Origin of the sequence: Streptomyces aidingensis, from assembly GCF_900112355.1 — a bacterium.
In the GTDB taxonomy this organism is placed as follows: domain Bacteria; phylum Actinomycetota; class Actinomycetes; order Streptomycetales; family Streptomycetaceae; genus Streptomyces; species Streptomyces aidingensis.
This window is the reverse complement of the sequence record NZ_FOLM01000001.1, coordinates 391,589-411,265: the sequence shown is the minus strand read 5'-3', so window position 1 is coordinate 411,265 and position 19,677 is coordinate 391,589. Positions and strand designations below refer to the sequence as shown.

Sequence of the window (19,677 nt, the reverse complement as noted above, 5' to 3'; positions counted from 1 at the left end):
GCGCTGAGCAGCACTGAGCAGTACCGGGCAGTACCGGGCAGTGCCGGGGCCGGTGCGAGGCGGCGCGGAAAGGGCCCCGCACGCCGTTGTGCGGGGCCCGGGGGTGCCGGCTCGTGGCGGGGTGAGGGGTCAGCCGAGCCGGTCGACCAGTTTCCGGTACTCCTCCCACAGCTCCTTGGGGGTGCGATCGCCGAAGGTGCTGAGGTGGTCCGGGATCAGCGCGGCCTCCTGCCGCCAGACCTCGGGGTCCACGGTGAGCAGGAAGTCCAGGTCCTGCCGGCTGATGTCCAGGCCCTCGGTGTCCAGGGCGCCCGGCGCGGGCAGCACCCCGATCGGTGTCTCCACGCCCTCGGCCCGCCCGTTCAGCCGCTCCACGATCCACTTCAGCACCCGGCTGTTCTCACCGAAGCCGGGCCAGACGAACCGCCCGTCGGTGTCCTTCTTGAACCAGTTGACGTAGTAGATGCGGGGCAGCTTCGCCGCGTCGGCGCGCTCGCCGAGCCGCAGCCAGTGGGCGAAGTAGTCACCCATGTGGTAGCCGCAGAAGGGCAGCATGGCGAACGGGTCGCGGCGCAGTTCGCCGACCGTGCCCTCGGCCGCGGCGGTCTTCTCGGAGGCCACGTTGGCGCCCAGGAAGACGCCGTGCTGCCAGTCGAAGGACTCGGTCACCAGCGGCACCGCCGTGGCCCGCCGGCCGCCGAAGAGGATCGCCGAGATCGGCACGCCCGCGGGGTCCTCCCACTCCGGCGCGATGATCGGGCACTGCGCGGCCGGCACGGTGAACCGGGCGTTGGGATGAGCTGCCGGGGCCGGGGTCCCGGGCGTCCAGTCGTTGCCCCTCCAGTCGGTGAGATGCGCCGGCGGCTCGGGCGTCATCTCCTCCCACCAGACGTCGTTGTCGTCGGTCAGGGCGACATTGGTGAAAATGGCGTTGCCCCACAGGGTGCGCATGGCGTTGGCGTTGGTGTGCTCACCGGTTCCCGGCGCCACCCCGAAGAAGCCGGCCTCCGGGTTGATGGCGCGGAGCCGGCCGTCCTCGCCGAAGCGCATCCAGGCGATGTCGTCCCCGATGGTCTCCACCTTCCAGCCGGGGATGGTGGGCTGGAGCATGGCCAGGTTGGTCTTGCCGCAGGCGGAGGGGAACGCCGCGGCCACGTACCGGGCCTCGCCCTGCGGCGGGGTGAGTTTGAGGATCAGCATGTGTTCGGCCAGCCAGCCCTCGTCGCGGGCCATCACCGAGGCGATGCGCAGCGCGTAGCACTTCTTGCCCAGCAGGGCGTTGCCGCCGTAGCCGGAGCCGAAGGACCAGATCTCCCGGTCCTCGGGGAAGTGCGAGATGTACTTGGTGGGGTTGCACGGCCACGCCACATCGGCCTGGCCCGCGGCGAGCGGCGCGCCGACCGAGTGCACGGCGCGCACGAACTCGCCCGAGTCGCCGAGCTCTTGGAGCACCGCGCGGCCCATCCGGGTCATGATGCGCATGGAGACGGCGACATAGGCGGAGTCGGTGATCTCCACGCCCAGGGCGGAGAGCGGCGACCCGAGCGGTCCCATGCAGAACGGCACCACATACATGGTCCGGCCGCGCATCGCACCGCGGAAGAGTCCTCCGGGGCCGGAGAAGATCTCCCGCATCCTCGCGGGGTCCATCCAGTGGTTGGTGGGTCCGGCGTCCTCTTCGCGCGCGGAGCAGATGAAGGTGCGGTCCTCGACCCGGGCGACGTCGGTCGGGTCGGACGCGGCGTAGTAGGAGTGCGGGCGCCGCTCGGGGTTCAGCTTGCGGAACGTTCCCCGGGCCACCAGTTCCTCGCTGAGACGGAGGTACTCCGCTTCGGAGCCGTCGCACCAGACCACGCGGGCGGGCTGGGTGAGGGCCGCGATCTCGTCGACCCAGGCGAGGAGTTCCTTGTGGTTGGTGGGGGCCGGGGTGTGGGTGGGAGCCGTTGTTGTGGGCGCCACGTCTCGCTCCAAGGGTGAGGGTGCTCTGTCGGATATCTGCACACATATCCGTTTTGACACGACTGAATCGACCCCGTGGGGGCTGCGATCCGGATGCCGCTGGCGCTCATCCGGTATCGACCACGCTCATCTGATGCTGCCAGGCGTACACGTCTGTGTCTAGTTCATGCTCAGGTGAGCAGCACCACTCGATGTGTTACCGCCGGTTCACGCCATGGCTTCCGGTGTGTGTCCCGCCGCCCCTGTGTCACCACCGCGGCCCCCGGGCCCGGCGGGCTTCACCGCGCGCCCCGCGGCGGCGGGCGGCGGCGGGCGGTCAGCTCCCGGCCGGGGTGAGCTGGTCGGTGAGCGTGCCGGCGTCGGTGGCCGGGGCGGCGCAGACGAAACGGCGGCAGACATAGGCGGTGGCCCGGCCCCCGCGCGGCGCCCGGTCGCGCAGCAGCGCCGGCCGCTCCTCCTCCGGGGTGTCCGGCTCGGCCAGCGCGATCACCGCGCCCGGCGCCGTGGCCCGCAGCGCGGCGGCGTGCAGCGCCGCGGCCCGCGGGTCGTCCCCGGCCCCGACCAGCGCCACCTCCCGCGGCCCGTCCAGCGCGGCCTCGGCCACCGCCAGGCCCCAGCCGATGAAGCGCGGCGCCTTTCCGGCCAGCACCCGGACGATGCCCAGCGCCTCCTCGGCCGCGGTCCGGTGGCGTTCGCTCCCGGTGTACGCGGCATAGGACAGCAGCGCACCGGCCGCGGCCGTCCAGCCGGAGGGGGTGGCGTTGTCGGTCGGGTCCTGCGGACGGCGGATCAGCCGCTCGGCGTCGTCCGCGGTGTCGAACAGCGAACCGTCCGGGGCGCGGAACCGGGTCAGCACGGTTTCCAGCAGGGTGCCCGCCAGCTCCAGCCAGGCCGTCTCGCCGGTCACCCCGCACAGGGTGAGAAAGCCCTCGGCCACATCGGCGTAGTCCTCCAGCACGCCCGCCCCGGCGCCCGGCACCCCGTCCCGCGAGGTGCGGACCAGCCTGCCGTGCTCGTCGAGATGGCGGGTGACCAGCAGATCGGCCGCGGCCACCGCCGCCTGCACCAGGTCGGGGCGGTCGAAGCAGGCGCCGGTCTCGGCCAGCGCGGCGATGGCCAGCCCGTTCCAGGCGGCGACCACCTTGTCGTCCCGCCCGGGCCGCGGGCGCCGCTCGCGGGCGGCGAGCAGCCGGGCGCGCAGCTCCTCCGGGGCCTCCTCCCCCGGCAGCCGCAGCACCGAGGCGCCCCGCTCGAACGTCCCCTGCTCCGTCACCCCGAACAGCCCGGCCGCCCGCCGTCCGTCCTCCTCGCCCAGCGCCTCCCGCAACTGCGCGGGCGTCCAGACGTAGTACGCGCCCTCCTCCGGACGGCCGGAGGTCTCCGGCTCGCTGTCCGCGTCCAGCGCGGAGGCGAAGCCGCCCTCGTCGGTGCGCAGCTCCCGCACCAGGAAACCGGCGGTCTCCAGTGCCACCCGCCGGGCCGCCGCGGAGCCGGTCGCCCGCCACAGATGGGTGTAGACCCGGCACAGCAGCGCGTTGTCCCACAGCATCTTCTCGAAGTGCGGGACCACCCATTCCGCGTCCACCGCATAGCGGGCGAAACCGCCGCCGAGCTGGTCGTAGATGCCGCCGCGGGCCATGGCGTCACAGGTGCGTTCGACCATCTCCAGCGCGCCCTCGGACCCGGTCCGCGCATGGTGCCGCAGCAGGAACTCCAGCACCATCGAGGGCGGGAACTTGGGCGCCCCGCCGAAGCCCCCGCGCGCCGCGTCGAACTCCCGGGTCAGCATCAGCAGCGCGGCGGCCTGGTCGCGCTCCTCGGGCGGGCGGGGCGCGTCATAGCCCAGCCTGCGCCCGGCCAGTTCCCGGGTGATCCGCTCCGCCACCTCGCCGACCTCGGACCGGCGCTCCTGCCAGGCGCTGTGCACCCCGGCCAGCAACTGCCGGAAGGAGGGCATGCCGTGCCGCGGCTCGGGCGGGAAATAGGTGCCGAAGTAGAACGGCTCGCCGGCCGGGGTCATGAAGACGGTCATCGGCCAGCCGCCGTGCCCGGTGGCGGCCTGCACCGCCTCCATATAGACGGAGTCCACATCGGGCCGCTCCTCGCGGTCCACCTTCACGGCCACGAACCGCTCGTTGAGGTACTCCGCGACCTCCGCGTCCTCGAAGGACTCATGCGCCATCACATGACACCAATGACACGAAGAGTAACCAACTGACAGCAGTACCGGGACGTCGCGCCGCTTCGCCTCGTCGAACGCCGCCTTCTCCCAGGGCCACCAGTCCACTGGATTCGACGCGTGCTGGAGGAGATAGGGCGACTGGGAGTCGGCCAGTCGATTCATAACGGCATCGTCGCATGATCCGGTCCGTCCGGCCCAGTCTGCGCGGCCGGACCCCGCGGACCGCGCCCGTCAGCTTCCCGGCGGCACGGCGGGAGCGGCGCCCGGCAGCCGTGGCCACAGCGCGCCCAGAATCCACGGCACATGGCCCCGGTCGGCGGCGATCAGCACTTCGCGGTCGCCGTCGCGGCACTCCACCAGCAGCGGGCGGGCGACGCCGTCGATGCGGCCGACCGCGTCCCCGCGGTGCAGCCGGACAAATGCCAGGGACCCCGGCAGCGGGATGCGCAGGCCCCTGCCCCGCCCGTCGGAGGTCACGGCCACGCCCGCCGGAGAGAGGACCAGATGGTCGCAGTCGGTACGGCTGTAGGGGACCTCCCCCGACACCCGCGCGGGGATCACCGTCTCGGCCACCGGAACCCGGACCCCGGTGGCGGCCAGCAGCCCGGCCGCTTTCGGCCCGGCCTTGTTCCGCTGCCGGCGCCAGGCCAGGGCGCCGAGCAGGACCGCGCCGACGGCCACCCCGCCCGCGCCGGCCGCCGCGGCCGGGGCGCTCGGCGAGAGGGCGACCGCGATCATCGCCGCGAATCCGTACAGCACGGCGGTCACGAACGGGACCGAGGTGTGCCGGCGGCCGACGGACGCCGGACTGCGGCCGGTGCGCCGCAGCCGCCGCAGCCAGTGCGCCATCCACAGCAGCGACCCGCCCACCGGCGTCGCCAGCACGGCCACCATCATCGGCGCGATGTACCCGCCGGCCGGGTGGGCCCGGGTGGTCAGCCGCTCGCCGTCGCGGGTGGTGATCTCCCGTATCTCGTGGCGCCAGGAGACAACGGTGACCGGCTCCCCCGTCTCGAACTTCTGCTGGCTGTTCTTCCCGAGCTGCGCACGCTGCCGGGTGCCGTCCGGGAAGCCGAGGACCAGGAAGTACTTCTTGTTGTCGCCCCTGCCGGTGACGTCCTTGCCGGTCACCGCGGCCTGCCGGGTCAGCAGGCAGTCCGCCGCCGGGTCCACCGCCGCGGTTCCCCCGGGACACGGCGCGGCGGCGGCGTAGGCCCGCCCGTCCGCCAGCGCCGGCGGCAGCATGACGGCGGGCACCGCCACTCCCAGCCCGGTCAGCAGCAGTCCCAGAAGCGCCGGCTGCCAGGGGCTGATACCCCCCTTGCGATACATCGGCATACGGCCCATCCCCCCGTCGGTCCTCATCTGCCGGTGCGGTCAACGTACCGGAGGGGAGGTATACGCGCGGTGACCGGGTGCCGCGGGAGGCGGCACCCGGTCACCGGGGGGTCCGTGGAAACGGCCGGGCCGGGGCCGCGGGAAGGGGATCAGCCCTGGTAGGGCTTGGCCTCCAGGATCTTCACCATGGCCGGCCGGCCGTTGGGGAGCTCGTAGTGCGCGTCCTCGCCGACCTTCTTGCCGTTGACCCCGCTGCCCATGGGGGACTGCGGCGAGTAGGTCTCGATGTCCGAGGTCGCGAACTCCCGGGAGGCGAGCAGGAACGTGAGGGTGTCGTCCTCGTCGCCGTCGAAGGCGACGGTCACCACCATGCCGGGGGCCACGACACCGGTGTCCGCGGGGGCCTCGCCGACCTTGGCGCGTTCCAGCAACTGGCGGAGCTGGCGCACACGCGCCTCCTGCTTGCCCTGCTCCTCCTTGGCCGCGTGATAGCCGGCGTTCTCCTTCAGGTCGCCTTCCTCGCGAGCCGCTTCGATCTTCTTCGCGATCTCGGTGCGTGCAGGACCCTCCAGATACTCCAGCTCGCTCTTGAGCTGGTTGAACGCCTCCTGGGTCAGCCAGGTAACGTTTTCGCTGGTCTGGGTCACAAGTGCTCCTCGGGTACGTGTTCTGCTAAAAGCAACGCCCGCCCCGGATGACGTCGTCGCCTGGACTGTGTTTCCGGGTGGGCGAAACATCGATCATAACGAAGGCTGATCGAGTTTCGGAAGAATTACCCTCCGGGACCAGACGCAAACCGGTGACCTGTGGTCGAAAAGCGGCAGGTCCACAGGGGGATGCTCCGGGTACCCGGAGTGCCGGACTCCAGGCCGGACCGGGCCCGGCGGATGGCCGGCGGAGGCTGGGCGGCTCAGTCCGGGGCCGCGGTACAGCCGAGCAGCTCCGCGGTGGTGGCCCGCCCGATGGTCTTCAGGGTGACCGCCCGGTGCACCTGGTCCGCGTCGTCCTCGAAGCGGAACTCGGCCCGGCCGACCTCCAGGCCGTCCACCGCCTGTGACCGGACGGTGCACAGGGCGACCGTGCCGGCCGGCTTGCGCACCTGGATGCTGGCCTCGACCTCGGTGTCCGAGAGTACCTGGAAGCCGGTGAGTTCCCCGGAGACCGGGTTTCCGGTGACATGGGCCCAGCCGGCCCAGGCCAGCCCGGCGGTCAGCAGGGCCCCCAGCGCCGCGCCCACGGCCTTCAGCCGCCGGTCGGTACGGGCGGCCGTGCCGGCCGGACGGCCGTACCGGCCGTGCGGCGGCTGCTGCTGAGCGGTCGGCATGATCACTTCCTGGGACGGAGGGGCGGAACACCGCGGTGCGGCCGGGCACCGCCGGGGTGCCCCGGGATACAGAAACCGGAATACGGCCGGCGGAACGGGCGCTGTGCCTGTTGTCAGACCCTTCCGCAACTATAGAAGCCAGTGGCCGGGCACCGCCGACCGGACCGGCCCTTCCAGGACCGCGAGACGACAGGGACCGAGCCTTGACTGAGCAGCTTCGGCTCATGGCGGTGCACGCGCACCCCGACGACGAATCGAGCAAGGGCGCCGCGACGATGGCGAAGTACGTCGCCGAGGGTGTCGACGTACTGGTGGTGACGTGCACGGGCGGCGAGCGGGGATCGATCCTGAACCCCAAGCTGCAGGGAGACGCCTACATCGAGGCCAATATTCACGAGGTGCGCGCCCGTGAGATGGCGGAGGCGCGGGACATTCTCGGCGTGCAGCAGGAATGGCTGGGCTTTGTGGACTCCGGGCTGCCGGAGGGCGATCCGCTGCCCCCGCTGCCCGAGGGCTGCTTCGCCCTGCAGGACGTGGCCGAGGCGGCCGGGCCGCTGGTGCGGCAGATCCGTGCGTTCCGGCCGCATGTGATCACCACCTACGACGAGAACGGCGGCTATCCGCATCCCGATCACATCATGACCCACAAGATCACCATGGTGGCCTTCGATGCCGCGGGGGACCCGGAACGGTATCCCGGGACCGGGGAGCCCTGGCAGCCGCTGAAGCTCTACTACAACCAGGGCTTCAACCGCCCCCGCACCGAGACGCTGCACAACGCGCTGCTGGAGCGCGGGCTGGATTCGCCCTACGGCGAGTGGCTGAAGCGGTGGGACGAGTTCAGCCGCAAGGAACGCACCCTGACGACCTTCGTTCCCTGCTCGGAGTTCTTCCCCGTCCGGGACAAGGCGCTGCTGGCGCACCGCACCCAGATCGATCCGGACGGCGGCTGGTTCGCGGTGCCGATGGAGATCCAGCAGGAGGTCTGGCCCACCGAGGAGTACGAGCTGGCCAAGAGCCTGGTGGAGACATCGGTCCCCGAGTCGGATCTGTTCGCCGGGGTCCGCGAGCGGCTCTGAGCCGGCGGGCTCCCCGGGCGGCCGGGAGGAGGACGGGAGGAGGACGGGAGGAGGAGGGGCCGGAATGGAGGCGGGCTCCCCGGGCGGGTCAGTGCTCCTCGCGGTCCCGCTCCTTGAAGTCGATCTTGTTGAGCTGCCGGGTCATCGACTTCAGCAGCAGCCAGACGGCCACGCCCATCACGGCGAACACGATGAACCCGAGCACGCCGGGGGTGACGGTGTACTCGTTCAGCTCACGTGCCGCCAGGGGTACAAGCTCACTCATACCGCCATTGTCCCCCCTCCGCCCCCGGCCGCCGCAACCACCCCGGAATCCCTTTCACGCCCCAGGTCACAGGACGGCGAGGACATCCCGGGCGGCGCGCCGGGGGACCATGCCCAGGCGCCAGGCGGGCCAGCCGTCCTCCGGGCCCTGGCCGCGTTCCAGCATCAGGCCGTAGGTCTCGGCGGCATCGGCCAGCCGGGGGTCGCGCAGGGGGTGGTCGGCGGCGAGAAGCTGCTGGAGTTCCTGCTGGGCCACGGCCTGCCCGACCTCGGAGCCGCCGGGCGAGGCCAGCGGCAGCAGGGTGCAGCGCAGGAAGGCCGCCCAGTCGGCGCCGCGCCGGTCGGGCCGGCCCTCGCCATAGCCCTCGGTGAACAGCGCCAGCGCCTGGCCGGCCAGGTCCAGGGCGGCGGCGAAGCGCTCGTTGCCGGCCTCGATGACGACCAGTTCCGCGGCCGACCAGGCCTCCCCGTGCGGGGCGCCGGAGCGCCGGAAGTCACGGCGGGCGTCGGTGAGCAGCTGCCGGGCGAAGCCGCTGTTGCGCAGTGAGCCGGTGGCCTCGGCCCGCAGGTCCCGGGTCACCCGGCCCGAGTGGTGCCGGGCCGCGGCCAGGCCGTAGCTGTCCGGCATCCGGCTGAACATGGTGCGGGCCGCCTCCAGGGTGCGGACGGCGCCCTCCGGGTCGCCGGAGTCCTCCAGGGCCTGGCCCAGGTTGTACAGCGCCCAGGCCTCGCCGCGCGCGTCCTCGTTCTCCCGGTGGCGGGCGATGGCGGCGCGCAGTTCCTCGGCCGCCGCGGTGGCCTCGCCCTCGTGGATACGGACGACGCCGAGCTGGGTGAGCGCCCAGGCCTGGCCGCGCGGGTCCCGGGACTGCTCGTAGAGCGCCAGGGACTCCCGCAGCTCGGCCCCGGCCTCGGCCGGGGCGCCGCGGCGCAGCAGGTTCTGGCCGAGCTGGAACCGCGCCCAGGCCTCGCCGTGCACGCTGCCGCTGGCCCGGTGCAGTTCCAGGGATTCGGCGAGCAGCGCCGAGGCCGAGACCACCCGGCCGCGTTCCCGTTCCACCGCGGCCAGGGCGTGCAGGGTCCAGGCCCGGTCGCCGGCCAGGCGCTCGCCGCGCTGGAACTCCAGGGCCTCGCCGAGTTTCTCCCCGGCCTGCGGCAGGGAGCCCTGGTGCTGGAGGGTGATGCCCAGATCGCGCAGCGCCCGGGCGGCGCCGGGCTCGTTGTGTGCCGCCTGGTAGAGATCGACCACCGTGGAGAGCGTGGTGCGGGCCTTGTCCAGTTCGCCGAGCTGCCGCTCGGCCACGCCGGTGCGCCATTTGACCGAGCGGGTGAGCATGGACTGGTTGATGGCCTGGGTGAGTTCGTTGAGCTCGCCCAGCCGGTAGAGGTCGCCGCGCAGCAGGCAGTAGTCGCACAGCGCGCCCAGCAGATGCTGGACGACCTCCCGGTCCACGGCCGGGTCGGCATGGCGCAGGGTGGCGGTGATGAAGCTGGTCTCGTCGTCCAGCCAGCTCAGGGCGGCGTCCAGGGACTTGAAGCCGTGGCCGCCGGCCGCCGCGGGCAGCAGGCCGGCCCGGGTGGAGGTGTTGCCGTCGACGAGCCGGATGACGGTGTCGGCGAGCTCGGCATAGCTGCGGATGAGCCGTTCCTGGGCGGCGACGCGCTCCCGCGGGTTCTCCTCGTCCCGCATCCGGGCGCGGGCGAAGCGGCGCACCAGGTCGTGCAGCCGGTAGCGGTTGCCGCGGACATTGCGCAGCAGCCCGGCGCGGGTCAGCTCCTCCAGCCGGCGGGCGCCCTCCGCCTGGGAGGTGTCCAGCAGGGCGGCGGCGGCCCGGGCACCGAGGCTGGCGCGTCCCACCAGGGCGAGCCGGCGCAGCAGCCGGCGGGCGGGCTCGGACTGGTCGGCGTAGCGCAGCCGCAGGGTGCGCTCCACCGGGTCGATGCCGCCGGCGGCCGGTCCGTATGCCTCCAGGCCGGCGGCGAGGGCTGCCGGGGTGCGGTGGTCCAGGGCGGCGCCGGCCAGGTGCAGCAGCAGCGGACGGGCGTCGCACAGCCCGATCACCCGCTCCCAGGCGGGGTCGCCGGAGGGGGTGTCCGGGCCGGTTGCCTCGGGCCCGGCCGCGGCCCGCAGCAGGGCCTCGGCGTCCGGCCGGTCCAGGGCGCCGAGCGGCAGCTGGTGCACGGAGGCGTGCAGGCCGGGACCGAGGGTGAGCGGCTGCTCGGCGGTGACCAGCACCAGGGAGTTGGAGCGCTCCGGCACCAGGGCGCGGACCTGCTCCGCGTCGGTGGCGTCGTCCAGGATGATCACCACGCTGAGGTCGGTGAGGTGCTGGTGGTAGCGCTCCAGCAGGCGGCGCAGCCGCTGCTGCTCGCCGCCGGGGCCGCCGCCCTCCCGGAAGAGGAGCTGTTCCCGCGGGGCGCCGAGCCGGTTGAGCAGATGCAGCACGGCGTCCCGGGTGGGCAGCGGGTCCTGGCTCTGGCCGCGCAGATCGACCAGGCAGGCGCCGCGGAACAGTTCCCGCATGTCGTGCGCGGCCCAGCGGGCGAGCATGGTGCGGCCCGAGCCGGAGGGGCCGTGCAGCACCACCACGGTGGGCCGGGTGTCGGTACGGGCCCGGTCGCGATGCACCCACTGGGTGATCCGGGCGAGCTCGCGGTGCCGGCCGATGAAGGGCCGGCCGCGGTCGGGAAGGCGGTCGAAGGACTTGGCCAGCACCGCGCGGGTGCGGGCGGCACCGCCGCGGCTGGGCCTGGTGCGGCGGGGCGGTTCGCCGGCCGGGGTGTCGGCGCGGCGCGGGGCGGTCACCCGCTGCTGTTCCATCCACGGCCGGATGCCGCGGACCTCCGCGGCGGTCAGCCAGCTCAGCCGGAGCTGTTCCACGCCGCCGGGCTGGTGGCGGCGGCCGGCCTGGGACTCGGCGGACCACAGGTGGGCGAGCGCCGCCTGGCAGCTGAAGCCGAGGAAGGCGGCCAGGGCGACCATGGCGGCGCCGGAGAAGGCCGGGCCGGCGTCGGTGTGGCGGCCGATCAGCAGCAGCGCGGCCAGCGCGGCGGCCAGCGCGGCGGCGGTGAGGCCGCCGAGCGCGCGGCCGTTGAAGCGCTCGGCCAGCCGTCCGGGGGCGTGGGCGATCTCGGCCTGGCGGTAGTGCTCCCACTCCTCGGCGGCCGGGCGCACGATGTCGGCCATGGCGTCGCGGGCCCGGCGCAGCAGCAGCCGTCCGTCGACGGTGTCGCCGGAGCGGCGCACCTCCTCCTCCACCGCCCGGACGAGCAGCCGTTCCACATCGGCCCGGTGCCGCTCGGTCATCTCCAACTGGGCCATCGCTTCCCCCTCTGCGTCTCCCGTGCAGGAGGCGTTCCCTCTGGATTGGTCAATCAAGCTGATTTTGAGCCCGGTTTGAGGCTTGGACGCGGATGAGGGGCCGCACGGTGGGTAGTTGTTCACGTTCGCACGCACGCACGCCCGCACGCCGGACACGGCCACGGACACGGGGACGGCCCCGCCGGGCGCCGGGGCGCGCGGCGGGGCCGTCGTGGCAGAGGGCCCGGTGGTGCCGGGGTTCAGCCGGCGTTGCTCTTGTACTTGCGGACCGCCAGGGTGCGGAACACCACGATGATCAGCACCGAGTAGATCACCGAGGCCAGCACCGGGTGCTGCAGCGGCCAGGCGTCGGGCGGCTGGTACCCCTGGGGCAGATTGCCGAACAGATCCCGCACCGCCATCACCACGGCGCTGAACGGGTTGTACTCGGCGACCGGCTGCAGCCAGCCCGGCATGTTCTCCGAGGGCACGAACGCCACCGAGATGAAGGTCAGCGGGAACAGCCAGATCAGCCCGGCCGATCCGGCCGCCTCCGGGGTGCGCACGGACTGGCCGATCAGCGCGCCGATCCAGGTGAAGGCATAGCCCAGAAGGAGCAGCACCCCGAAGGCGGCGAGCGCCTTGAGCGGCCCCTCGTGGATGCGCCAGCCGACCAGGAACGCCACCACCGCCAGCACCAGCAGGATCAGCGCGGTCTGCACCAGGTCGGCGAAGGTGCGCCCGGTGAGCACGGCGCCGCGGGCGATGGGCAGGGAGCGGAACCGGTCCACGATGCCCTTGCTCATGTCCTCGGCGATGCCGATGCTGGGACCGGCCACCGCGAAGGTGACGGTCTGCGCGAAGATGCCGCCCATCAGAAACTCCCGGTAGGCGCTCGCGTCCAGGCCGGCGCCCGGGATGTTGATGGAACCGCCGAAGACATAACTGAACAGCACGACGAACATCACCGGCTGGATGAGCCCGAAGATCACCACTTCGGGAATCCGCATCATGCGCAGCAGGTTCCGCTTGGCGATCACCAGGGAGTCGTGCACGGTCTGGCCGATGCCGATGTTCCCGGGCACCGGGGCCGGGGCGGCCGAGGGCCGCTCGGTGGTGGTGGTCACTTGGTCACCTTCTCCTTCGCCGCGCCCTTGGCGGCCTTCGCTCCCCTGCCCCGGGCGCCCTTGCCGTGCCCGCCTTCGCCGCCTTCGCCGCTCTCCCCGTCCTCGGCGTCCTCGGCGGTGTGTCCGGTCAGGGAGAGGAAGACGTCGTCCAGGGTGGGACGGCGCAGCCCGATGTCGTCGATGGGCACGCCCCGGGAGTCGAGTTCGCGGATGACCTCGGCGAGCAGCTTGGCGCCGCCGGCCGCGGGCACGGTCAGCTTGCGGGTGTGGCCCTCCAGCTTGGCCTCGCCCTCGCCGAGCCGCTCCAGGATCTCGGTGGCCACCGGGATGTGCTCGCGCTCGTGCACCACGACCTCCACCACATCGCCGCCGGTCTGGTCCTTGAGCTGGTCGGAGGTGCCGCGGGCGATGATCCGGCCGTGGTCCACCACGGCGATGGTGTCGGCCAGGTGGTCGGCCTCCTCCAGGTACTGGGTGGTGAGGAGGAGGGTGGTGCCCCCCGCCACCAGTTCCTGGATGACCTCCCACAGCCCCTGCCGGTTGCGCGGGTCCAGGCCGGTGGTGGGCTCGTCCATGAACATCACCGGCGGACTGACCACCAGGGCGGCGGCCAGGTCCAGGCGGCGGCGCATGCCGCCGGAGTAGGTCTTGGCGATGCGGCCGGCCGCGTCGGTGAGGTTGAACCGCTCCAGCAGTTCCTCGGCACGCTGCCGGGCCTGCTTCGCGGGAAGCTGGTAGAGCTGGCCGACCATCTGGAGGTTCTCCAGGCCGGTCAGGTATTCGTCCACGGCGGCGAACTGGCCGGACAGGCCGATCGAGCGGCGCACCTCGTTGGGGTGCCTGAGCACGTCGATGCCCGCCACTTCGGCCCGGCCGCTGTCGGGCCGCAGAAGGGTGGTGAGCACCCGCACGGTGGTGGTCTTGCCGGCTCCGTTCGGCCCGAGCAGGCCCAGCACGGTGCCCTCTGGTACGTCGATGTCTACGCCGTCCAGTGCCTTGACATCGCCGAAGGTTTTGACAAGGCCCTCGGCGTATATGGCGCCTGGCATGAGTTCTCCCGGTTGGGGGTCTGAAGAATGGTTTGCCCGGGTTGTCCGGCCCGGTCGGCGGTTTCAGGCTCACCCGGGCCGGGCGGCGCCGCCACTTTACACTATCGCGATGTATCGCGTTATACGCAAGACGTTATACGCAAGACGGAGCGCCCGCGGAACGGCCGCCCGGCCGGGCCGCCACCCCCGTGGGCGGCCCGGCCGACGGCTCAGCCGAGCACCGTGTAACCCGCCCGGTGCAGGGCGGCCGTCACCTCCGCGCAGTGCTCATGGCCCTGCGTTTCGAGCTGGAGCTCCACCTCCGCCTCGTCCATCCGCAGCCGCGGATCCGTCCGCACATGATTGACGGACAGGACGTTAGCGTCGGCCACTGACAATTCCCCGAGCAGCGCCGCGAGCACCCCGGGACGGTCCGGCAGCCGCAGCCGCAGCGACAGATACCGGCCCGCCGCCGCCATGCCGTGGCGCAGCGTGCGCTGAAGCACCAGCGGATCGACATTGCCCCCGGAGAGCACCGCCACCACCGGCCCGTCGAACGCCTCCGGCGCCGACAGCAGGGCCGCCACCGGGCTTGCCCCGGCCGGCTCCACCACCAGCTTCGCCCGCTCCAGGCACAGCAGCAGAGCGCTGGAGAGCTCGTCCTCGGTAACGGTACGGACGTCGTCGAGGAGTGCGCCAACGATTTTGAAGGGAACGTCGCCGGGGCGCGCCACCCGGATGCCGTCCGCCATGGTGGCGGCCGAGTCCAGCGCCACCGGACGACCGGCGGCCAGCGAGGGCGGGTAGGCGGCGGCGCCCGCCGCCTGCACACCCACCACCGCGACATCGGGACGCAACGACTTCACCGCCAGTGCCACCCCGGCGGCCAGCCCGCCGCCGCCCATGCCCAGCACGATGGTCCGCACCTCGGGGCACTGCTCCAGGATTTCCAGACCGATGGTCCCCTGCCCCGCGATCACATCGGGATGATCAAAGGGGTGAATGAAGACTGCACCTGTTTCCTGGGCATACTCCTGTGCCGCCGCAAGGGTCTCGTCCACCACATGACCATGCAGTCGCACATCCGCGCCGTACTCCCGGGTAGCGGCGACCTTGGGCAGCGCCGCCCCCATGGGCATGAAGACGGTGGCCCGGACCCCGAGCAGGGTGGCCGCCAGGGCCACCCCCTGGGCATGGTTGCCGGCACTGGCCGCCACCACCCCCCGGGCCCGCTCCCGCGGCCCCAGCGCGGCGATCCTGGTGTAGGCGCCGCGGATCTTGAAAGAGCCCGTGCGCTGGAGGTTTTCGCACTTCAGATGCACCGGCGCGGAGATCAGCCGGCTCAGATGGCGGCTGCCCTCCAGGGCCGTGACCCGGGCCACCGAGGCCAGCGCCTTCTGGGCGGCGAGAATCTCCTCCAGGCCCGGCGGGGCGAGCGGGCCGGGGGTGGCGGAAAGCGCGGCGGAGGCGGGGGCACGGGTGGCGCCCGGGGCGTCGCTCGCGGGGTTCGCGGAATTCGCAGCCATGCGGCCAGTCTGGCAGCCGCCCCGCCCGCGGACCCGGCCGCGCCGGCGCCGTCCCCTGCCGCGCCCCGCCCCGGAAACCCTCTCAGCAACCATCCGAAACGTTCCAAGGCGACCATTTCGTTGCCGGGCCAGTCCAGTTATCGAATGGTGTTGTCAGAGGTTTACGCAACGGTGTCCGCGCATGGTCTGCGGCGCGTACTCTGTGGCGCACCGCACACAAACTCTTCTTCTACCCTCACCCCTCCTAACGCAACCGTTGGAAATGAAGCCTGAAGCAACTGCACCCCAGGACCAGATCAGTCCCCAGCTCGACGCGCTCCAGCACGAGGTGGCGATCTTCGCCCGGCGCGCGGAGCAGACCCGCCTCGGCGGTCTGGGTCCCGCCCGCAACTCCATGGACCGCGCCGCCTACCTGCTGCTCAGCAAGCTCGACCAGCAAGGCCCGACCGGGGTCAAGGCCCTGGCCGCCGGGATGGGCATCGACTCCTCGACCGTTACCCGGCAGGTCGCCCCGCTGGTCGAATCGGGGCTGGTCACCCGTACCGCCGACCCCGACGACGGGCGGGCCGTCGTCCTTCAGCTCTCCCCCCGGGGCAGTGTGCGCCTGGCGGAGGTGCGGCGTTCGCGCTGCAAGCTGATGACCCGGCTCACCGAGCACTGGTCGGATGACGAGCGAGAGGTCTTCCGCGAGCTGCTCACCCGGTTCAACACCGCCGTGGCCGAGTGGCAGAACAACTACACCCTGCCCGAGTAGCCCCGGCACGACCGGACGCCCCGGGCCCCGGCCCACCGCTCACGGCCGGCGGCACGGACACCACAGCACAGGAATCACCGGAAACACCGAACACACGACGCACACCGGGACAGGACGATCCGGCCGCCGATGCGGCGGCGGCACGGGCCGGACCGCACCCGGAGGACAGGGCCGGCGGCCCGGACTCAGCCCCGCACCGCCGGCCCTCGCGTGTGCCGCCGCCCTCCCCCGCGGGCCCGGCGGGCCCGGCGCCCGGCGCCCGGTCAGCCGAGCGCGCCGAGGGCCCGGCCGAGATCGTCCAGCAGATCCTCCGCCGCCTCGATCCCCACCGACAGCCGCACCAGATCCGCCGGCACCTCCAGCGCCGTACCCGCCGCGGAGGCATGCGTCATCCGGCCCGGATGCTCGATCAGCGACTCCACCCCGCCCAGCGACTCGCCCAGCGTGAACACCCGCGTCCGGTCGCACACCTCCACCGCGGCCTCCTCCCCGCCCGCGACCCGGAACGACACCATGCCGCCGAAGCCGCGCATCTGCTTTGCCGCGGTCTCATGACCCGGGTGTGACTCCAGGCCCGGGTAGTACACCCGGGTCACCCGCGGATGCGCCGCCAGCATCTCCGCCACCCGGGCGGCATTGGCGCAGTGCCGGTCCATCCGCACCGCCAGGGTCTTGATGCCGCGCAGCACCAGCCAGGCGTCGAACGGCCCGGCCACCCCGCCCATGGCGTTCTGGTGAAAAGCCAGCTCCTCGCCCAGCGCCTCGTCCGCGGTGACCAGCGCGCCGCCCACCACGTCCGAGTGCCCGCCCATGTACTTGGTGGTCGAGTGCACCACCACATCGGCGCCCAGCGCCAGCGGCTGCTGGAGGTAGGGGCTGGCAAAGGTGTTGTCCACCACCAGCCGGGCCCCGGCGGACCGGGCGAGATCCGCCACCAGCGCCAGATCCGTGATGCCCAGCAGCGGATTGGACGGCGTCTCCACCCAGACCAGCCTGGTCTCGGGGCGAAGCGCGGCCCGCACCTGCTCCGGGTCAGAGGTGCGGGCGACCGTCCAGCTCACGCCCCACCGCTCCACCACCCTGGCGATCAGCCGGAACGTGCCGCCGTAGGCGTCGTCCGGGATCACCAGATGATCACCGGGCCGGAGCAGGGCGCGCAGCAGACAGTCCTCGGCCGCCAGGCCGGAGGCGAAGGCCAGCCCGCGGCGCCCGCCCTCCAGCGCGGCGAGGTTCTCCTCCAGCGCGGTACGGGTGGGATTGGCGGAACGGCTGTACTCGTAGCCGCCGCGCAGGCCGCCGACGCCGTCCTGTTTGTAGGTCGAGACCTGATAGATCGGCGGCACCACCGCGCCGGTGACGGTGTCCGGCTCCTGGCCGGCGTGGATGGCGAGAGTCTCGAAGCGCGGCCGGTCGCCGCCGGTTTCCTGCTGCTGCGGTTGCATGGCACCACCGTAGTCCGCCGTACCGTGGAGAGAGGACGGCGACCGGCCGCACCGCCGGACCGGGCCGGCGCTGCCGTACCGTGTGTCGGCGGCGGTGCCGCCGCCGCCTCGCCGCCCCTGCCCGTTCCTGCCCGTTCCTGCCCGCCCCGCCGTCCCTGTCGTCTCCACGGAAGCCGCACGTCATGGAATTCCTGCTGGTGCTCTTCGCCTGTACCGTCCTCGCCGTGATCGTGGCCAGGCCCGCGATCCTGCGCCACCTGAGGCGCCGGGACTTCGAGCGGGCAGCCGCCTCGTCGCCGCGCCCGCCCCTCGGGCCGGAGGCGTCCGGCGACCGCCCGGTGTCGTTCCGCAAGGAGGGCGCGGACGGGGACGCCGGCCCGGGACGGGTCACCGAAGGCGGCCTGGTACCGGTGGAGAACCTGGACCGGCGGCTGCCCGGCCCGGACGACGAGCTGATCGAGGCGCTGGAGGAAACCCAGCGGACCCAGGACTGGCGTCCGGCCGGACAGTTGCTGGCCCTCACCGATGACGTGGAACTGCGCTGGCAGCGGGTGCAGTCGCTGGCCGGGGCCGCCGCCATGGAGCTCGCCCGGTGGCAGGCCGCGCAGGGCTCCGCCGGACCGGACGAGCAGCCCCCGGGAGCACCGGAGGCCACCGGCGTCCCCGGCGGTGCCCCCGGCGCGCCGGTGAGCGACGCGGGCTGGCTGCGCGAATGGCGGCGGGAGCAGCCGGCCGACGCGGGCGGCGCCCAGGTCTACGCCCAGTTCCTGGTCTGGCAGGCCCTGTCCGACCCCGGCTCGGCCGGCCACCGGATCATCCTGGAGGAGGCGCGCACCGTCTGCCGGGAGGCCGCCGGGCTGGCCGCGGACGATCCCACGCCGCTGATCACCGAGCTGATGGTGGCCCGCGTCCTGGGCGACGGCCGGCCGGAGTTCGAGGCGCTGTGGCAGCGCGTCGTCCGTCTTGCCCCGGACCATATGGGCGCCCATCTCGCCGCCCTGCCCTACTGGTCCGAGAAGTGGCACGGCTCCCGCAAGGAGGCGTACGCCTTCGCCGAGAGCGCCGCGGCCGGCGCCGCTCCCGGCAGCCTGCTGCCCGCGCTCCCGCTGTTCGCCGTCTACGACCACCTGCCGGAGGTGACCTTCGCCGAGGGCGTCTACCGGGGCAAGGTGACCACGGACGCCATCGAGGCGGCGCACTACGCGCTGCTCCACGCCCGCCCCGGCCACCCCGTGCTGCCGCACGTGCACCATCTGCTGCTGTTCTTCCTGGTGCGTGCCGAGCGGTACCCGGAGGCGGCGGAACAGGTGCGCGCGGTGGATGGTTATGTAGGTGCCCTGCCCTGGGTGAACAGTGAGGACCCGGCCCGCCAGTACGCCGCCTACCGGGCCCTGGCCATCGGCGGACAGTAAGGAGTGATCCGACGTGCGCTTCCGCGTCAAGGACCGGCTGCCCACCCCCGAAGAGGCCCTGCCGGGCCGCGCCGAGCCCGCCTTCCGGGTGCCGGAGCGGCACACCGTACTGGGCAACCCGCTGCTGCCGCCGTACCCGGAGCAGCTCGACGTGGCGGACTTCGCGCTGGGCTGCTTCTGGGGCGCCGAGCGGCGCTTCTGGCAGACCCCGGGCGTGTGGACGACCCTGGTCGGCTACCAGGGCGGTCACACCCCGAACCCGACCTACGAGGAGGTGTGCTCCGGGCTGACCGGGCACACCGAGAGCGTCCGCGTCGTCTTCGACCCCGCCGTCGTCTCCTACGACCGGCTGCTCCAGGTCTTCTGGGAGGCCCATGACCCCACCCAGGGCTTCCGCCAGGGCAACGACGTGGGCACCCAGTACCGCTCCGCGGTCTTCACCCACTCCCCGGAGCAGCAGGAGCGGGCATCCTTCTCCCGCACCGCCTACCAGCAGGCGCTCACCGCCGCCGGCCACGGCACCATCACCACCGAGATCCTCCCCGCCGACACCCGCCCCTTCCACCCCGCCGAGGACTACCACCAGCAGTACCTCGACCGCAATAAAAACGGCTACTGCGGCATCGGTGGCACCGGCGTCAAGCTAAGTGACCCAATCGACGGCATCAGCGGCGGCGCCTCCTGCCCGACCGGCATCCTGCCCACCGACGGCTGACCTGCGCCGCGCCACGTACCGCCCGCACGTGCCAGCGCGGGCGGTCGGAGGGACTTTTGGGCGGGAGCTGCCATGGGGGGAGAGTTCGGGTGCCCGTAGGCTCCGCGAATCGGGCTGGCTTGTGGCCTGCCCGGTATGTAGCCCGATGGGGTACCCGGTCTTCGAGGCTCCCCCATGGTGGCTGCCTAAAAATCCCGGAGACCGACCGCCCCAACCACCGTCCGTG

15 protein-coding genes are annotated in these 19,677 nt (G+C 72.7%); 4 read left to right on the top strand and 11 right to left on the bottom strand.

Going from position 1 to position 19,677, the window contains the following annotated elements:
* Window positions 1-129 precede the first annotated feature (129 nt).
* From BM242_RS01850 to BM242_RS01830, 5 genes are all read right to left on the bottom strand, one after another.
* Entirely contained in the window at window positions 130-1,959 is a 1,830-nt protein-coding gene (locus tag BM242_RS01850) for a phosphoenolpyruvate carboxykinase (GTP) (RefSeq protein WP_425443791.1), read from the bottom strand.
* 316 nt (window positions 1,960-2,275) lie between these two features.
* A complete protein-coding gene (locus BM242_RS01845; protein WP_093836801.1) occupies window positions 2,276-4,303 on the bottom strand; it encodes a thioredoxin domain-containing protein in 2,028 nt (675 codons plus the stop codon).
* Window positions 4,304-4,372: 69 nt separating this feature from the next.
* Window positions 4,373-5,479, bottom strand: coding sequence for a hypothetical protein (locus tag BM242_RS01840; RefSeq protein WP_139238239.1), 1,107 nt, complete (start codon window positions 5,477-5,479; stop codon window positions 4,373-4,375).
* Between the two features lie 149 nt (window positions 5,480-5,628).
* Window positions 5,629-6,126 (bottom strand): transcription elongation factor GreA, encoded by a 498-nt coding sequence (greA, locus tag BM242_RS01835; protein ID WP_093836799.1) that lies wholly within the window; start codon window positions 6,124-6,126, stop codon window positions 5,629-5,631.
* Between the two features lie 263 nt (window positions 6,127-6,389).
* Window positions 6,390-6,803 (bottom strand): DUF4307 domain-containing protein, encoded by a 414-nt coding sequence (locus BM242_RS01830; RefSeq protein WP_093836798.1) that lies wholly within the window; start codon window positions 6,801-6,803, stop codon window positions 6,390-6,392.
* Between the two features lie 203 nt (window positions 6,804-7,006).
* Here BM242_RS01830 and mca point away from each other — a divergent pair, with 203 nt between their 5' ends.
* Window positions 7,007-7,882 carry a mycothiol conjugate amidase Mca gene (gene mca / locus BM242_RS01825; RefSeq protein WP_093836797.1) on the top strand — a complete coding sequence of 292 codons (876 nt, stop codon included), beginning with the start codon at window positions 7,007-7,009 and terminating at the stop codon, window positions 7,880-7,882.
* An 88-nt stretch (window positions 7,883-7,970) separates the two neighbouring features.
* On the opposite strand, the gene BM242_RS29120 is transcribed toward mca, so the two are convergent.
* The 5 genes from BM242_RS29120 to ilvA form a co-directional block, all read right to left on the bottom strand.
* Window positions 7,971-8,147, bottom strand: coding sequence for a hypothetical protein (locus BM242_RS29120; protein ID WP_175541206.1), 177 nt, complete (start codon window positions 8,145-8,147; stop codon window positions 7,971-7,973).
* A 66-nt stretch (window positions 8,148-8,213) separates the two neighbouring features.
* Complete coding sequence (locus BM242_RS01820; protein WP_245833740.1) at window positions 8,214-11,468, bottom strand: tetratricopeptide repeat protein; 3,255 nt, start codon at window positions 11,466-11,468, stop codon at window positions 8,214-8,216.
* A 239-nt stretch (window positions 11,469-11,707) separates the two neighbouring features.
* Window positions 11,708-12,574, bottom strand: a complete 867-nt coding sequence (locus BM242_RS01815) for an ABC transporter permease (protein WP_093836796.1) — start codon at window positions 12,572-12,574, stop codon at window positions 11,708-11,710.
* Entirely contained in the window at window positions 12,571-13,623 is a 1,053-nt protein-coding gene (locus tag BM242_RS01810; RefSeq protein WP_093836795.1) for an ATP-binding cassette domain-containing protein, read from the bottom strand. Before BM242_RS01810 ends, BM242_RS01815 begins: the two co-directional genes overlap by 4 nt.
* Before the next feature lie 209 nt (window positions 13,624-13,832).
* Window positions 13,833-15,128: a threonine ammonia-lyase gene (gene ilvA / locus BM242_RS01805; RefSeq protein WP_093836794.1), complete on the bottom strand. Its 1,296-nt coding sequence runs from the start codon at window positions 15,126-15,128 to the stop codon at window positions 13,833-13,835.
* Window positions 15,129-15,390: 262 nt separating this feature from the next.
* On the opposite strand from ilvA, the gene BM242_RS01800 reads away from it, so the two are divergent.
* Window positions 15,391-15,882, top strand: coding sequence for a MarR family winged helix-turn-helix transcriptional regulator (locus tag BM242_RS01800; protein ID WP_093836793.1), 492 nt, complete (start codon window positions 15,391-15,393; stop codon window positions 15,880-15,882).
* A 263-nt stretch (window positions 15,883-16,145) separates the two neighbouring features.
* On the opposite strand, the gene BM242_RS01795 is transcribed toward BM242_RS01800, so the two are convergent.
* Window positions 16,146-17,324 (bottom strand): cystathionine gamma-synthase, encoded by a 1,179-nt coding sequence (locus tag BM242_RS01795; RefSeq protein ID WP_093836792.1) that lies wholly within the window; start codon window positions 17,322-17,324, stop codon window positions 16,146-16,148.
* Between the two features lie 182 nt (window positions 17,325-17,506).
* Here BM242_RS01795 and BM242_RS29780 point away from each other — a divergent pair, with 182 nt between their 5' ends.
* A complete protein-coding gene (locus BM242_RS29780) occupies window positions 17,507-18,736 on the top strand; it encodes a hypothetical protein (protein ID WP_093836791.1) in 1,230 nt (409 codons plus the stop codon).
* Between the two features lie 13 nt (window positions 18,737-18,749).
* On the top strand, window positions 18,750-19,451 hold the full coding sequence (gene msrA / locus BM242_RS01785; RefSeq protein WP_093836790.1) for a peptide-methionine (S)-S-oxide reductase MsrA: 702 nt from the start codon (window positions 18,750-18,752) through the stop codon (window positions 19,449-19,451).
* The last annotated feature ends 226 nt before the right edge of the window (window positions 19,452-19,677 follow it).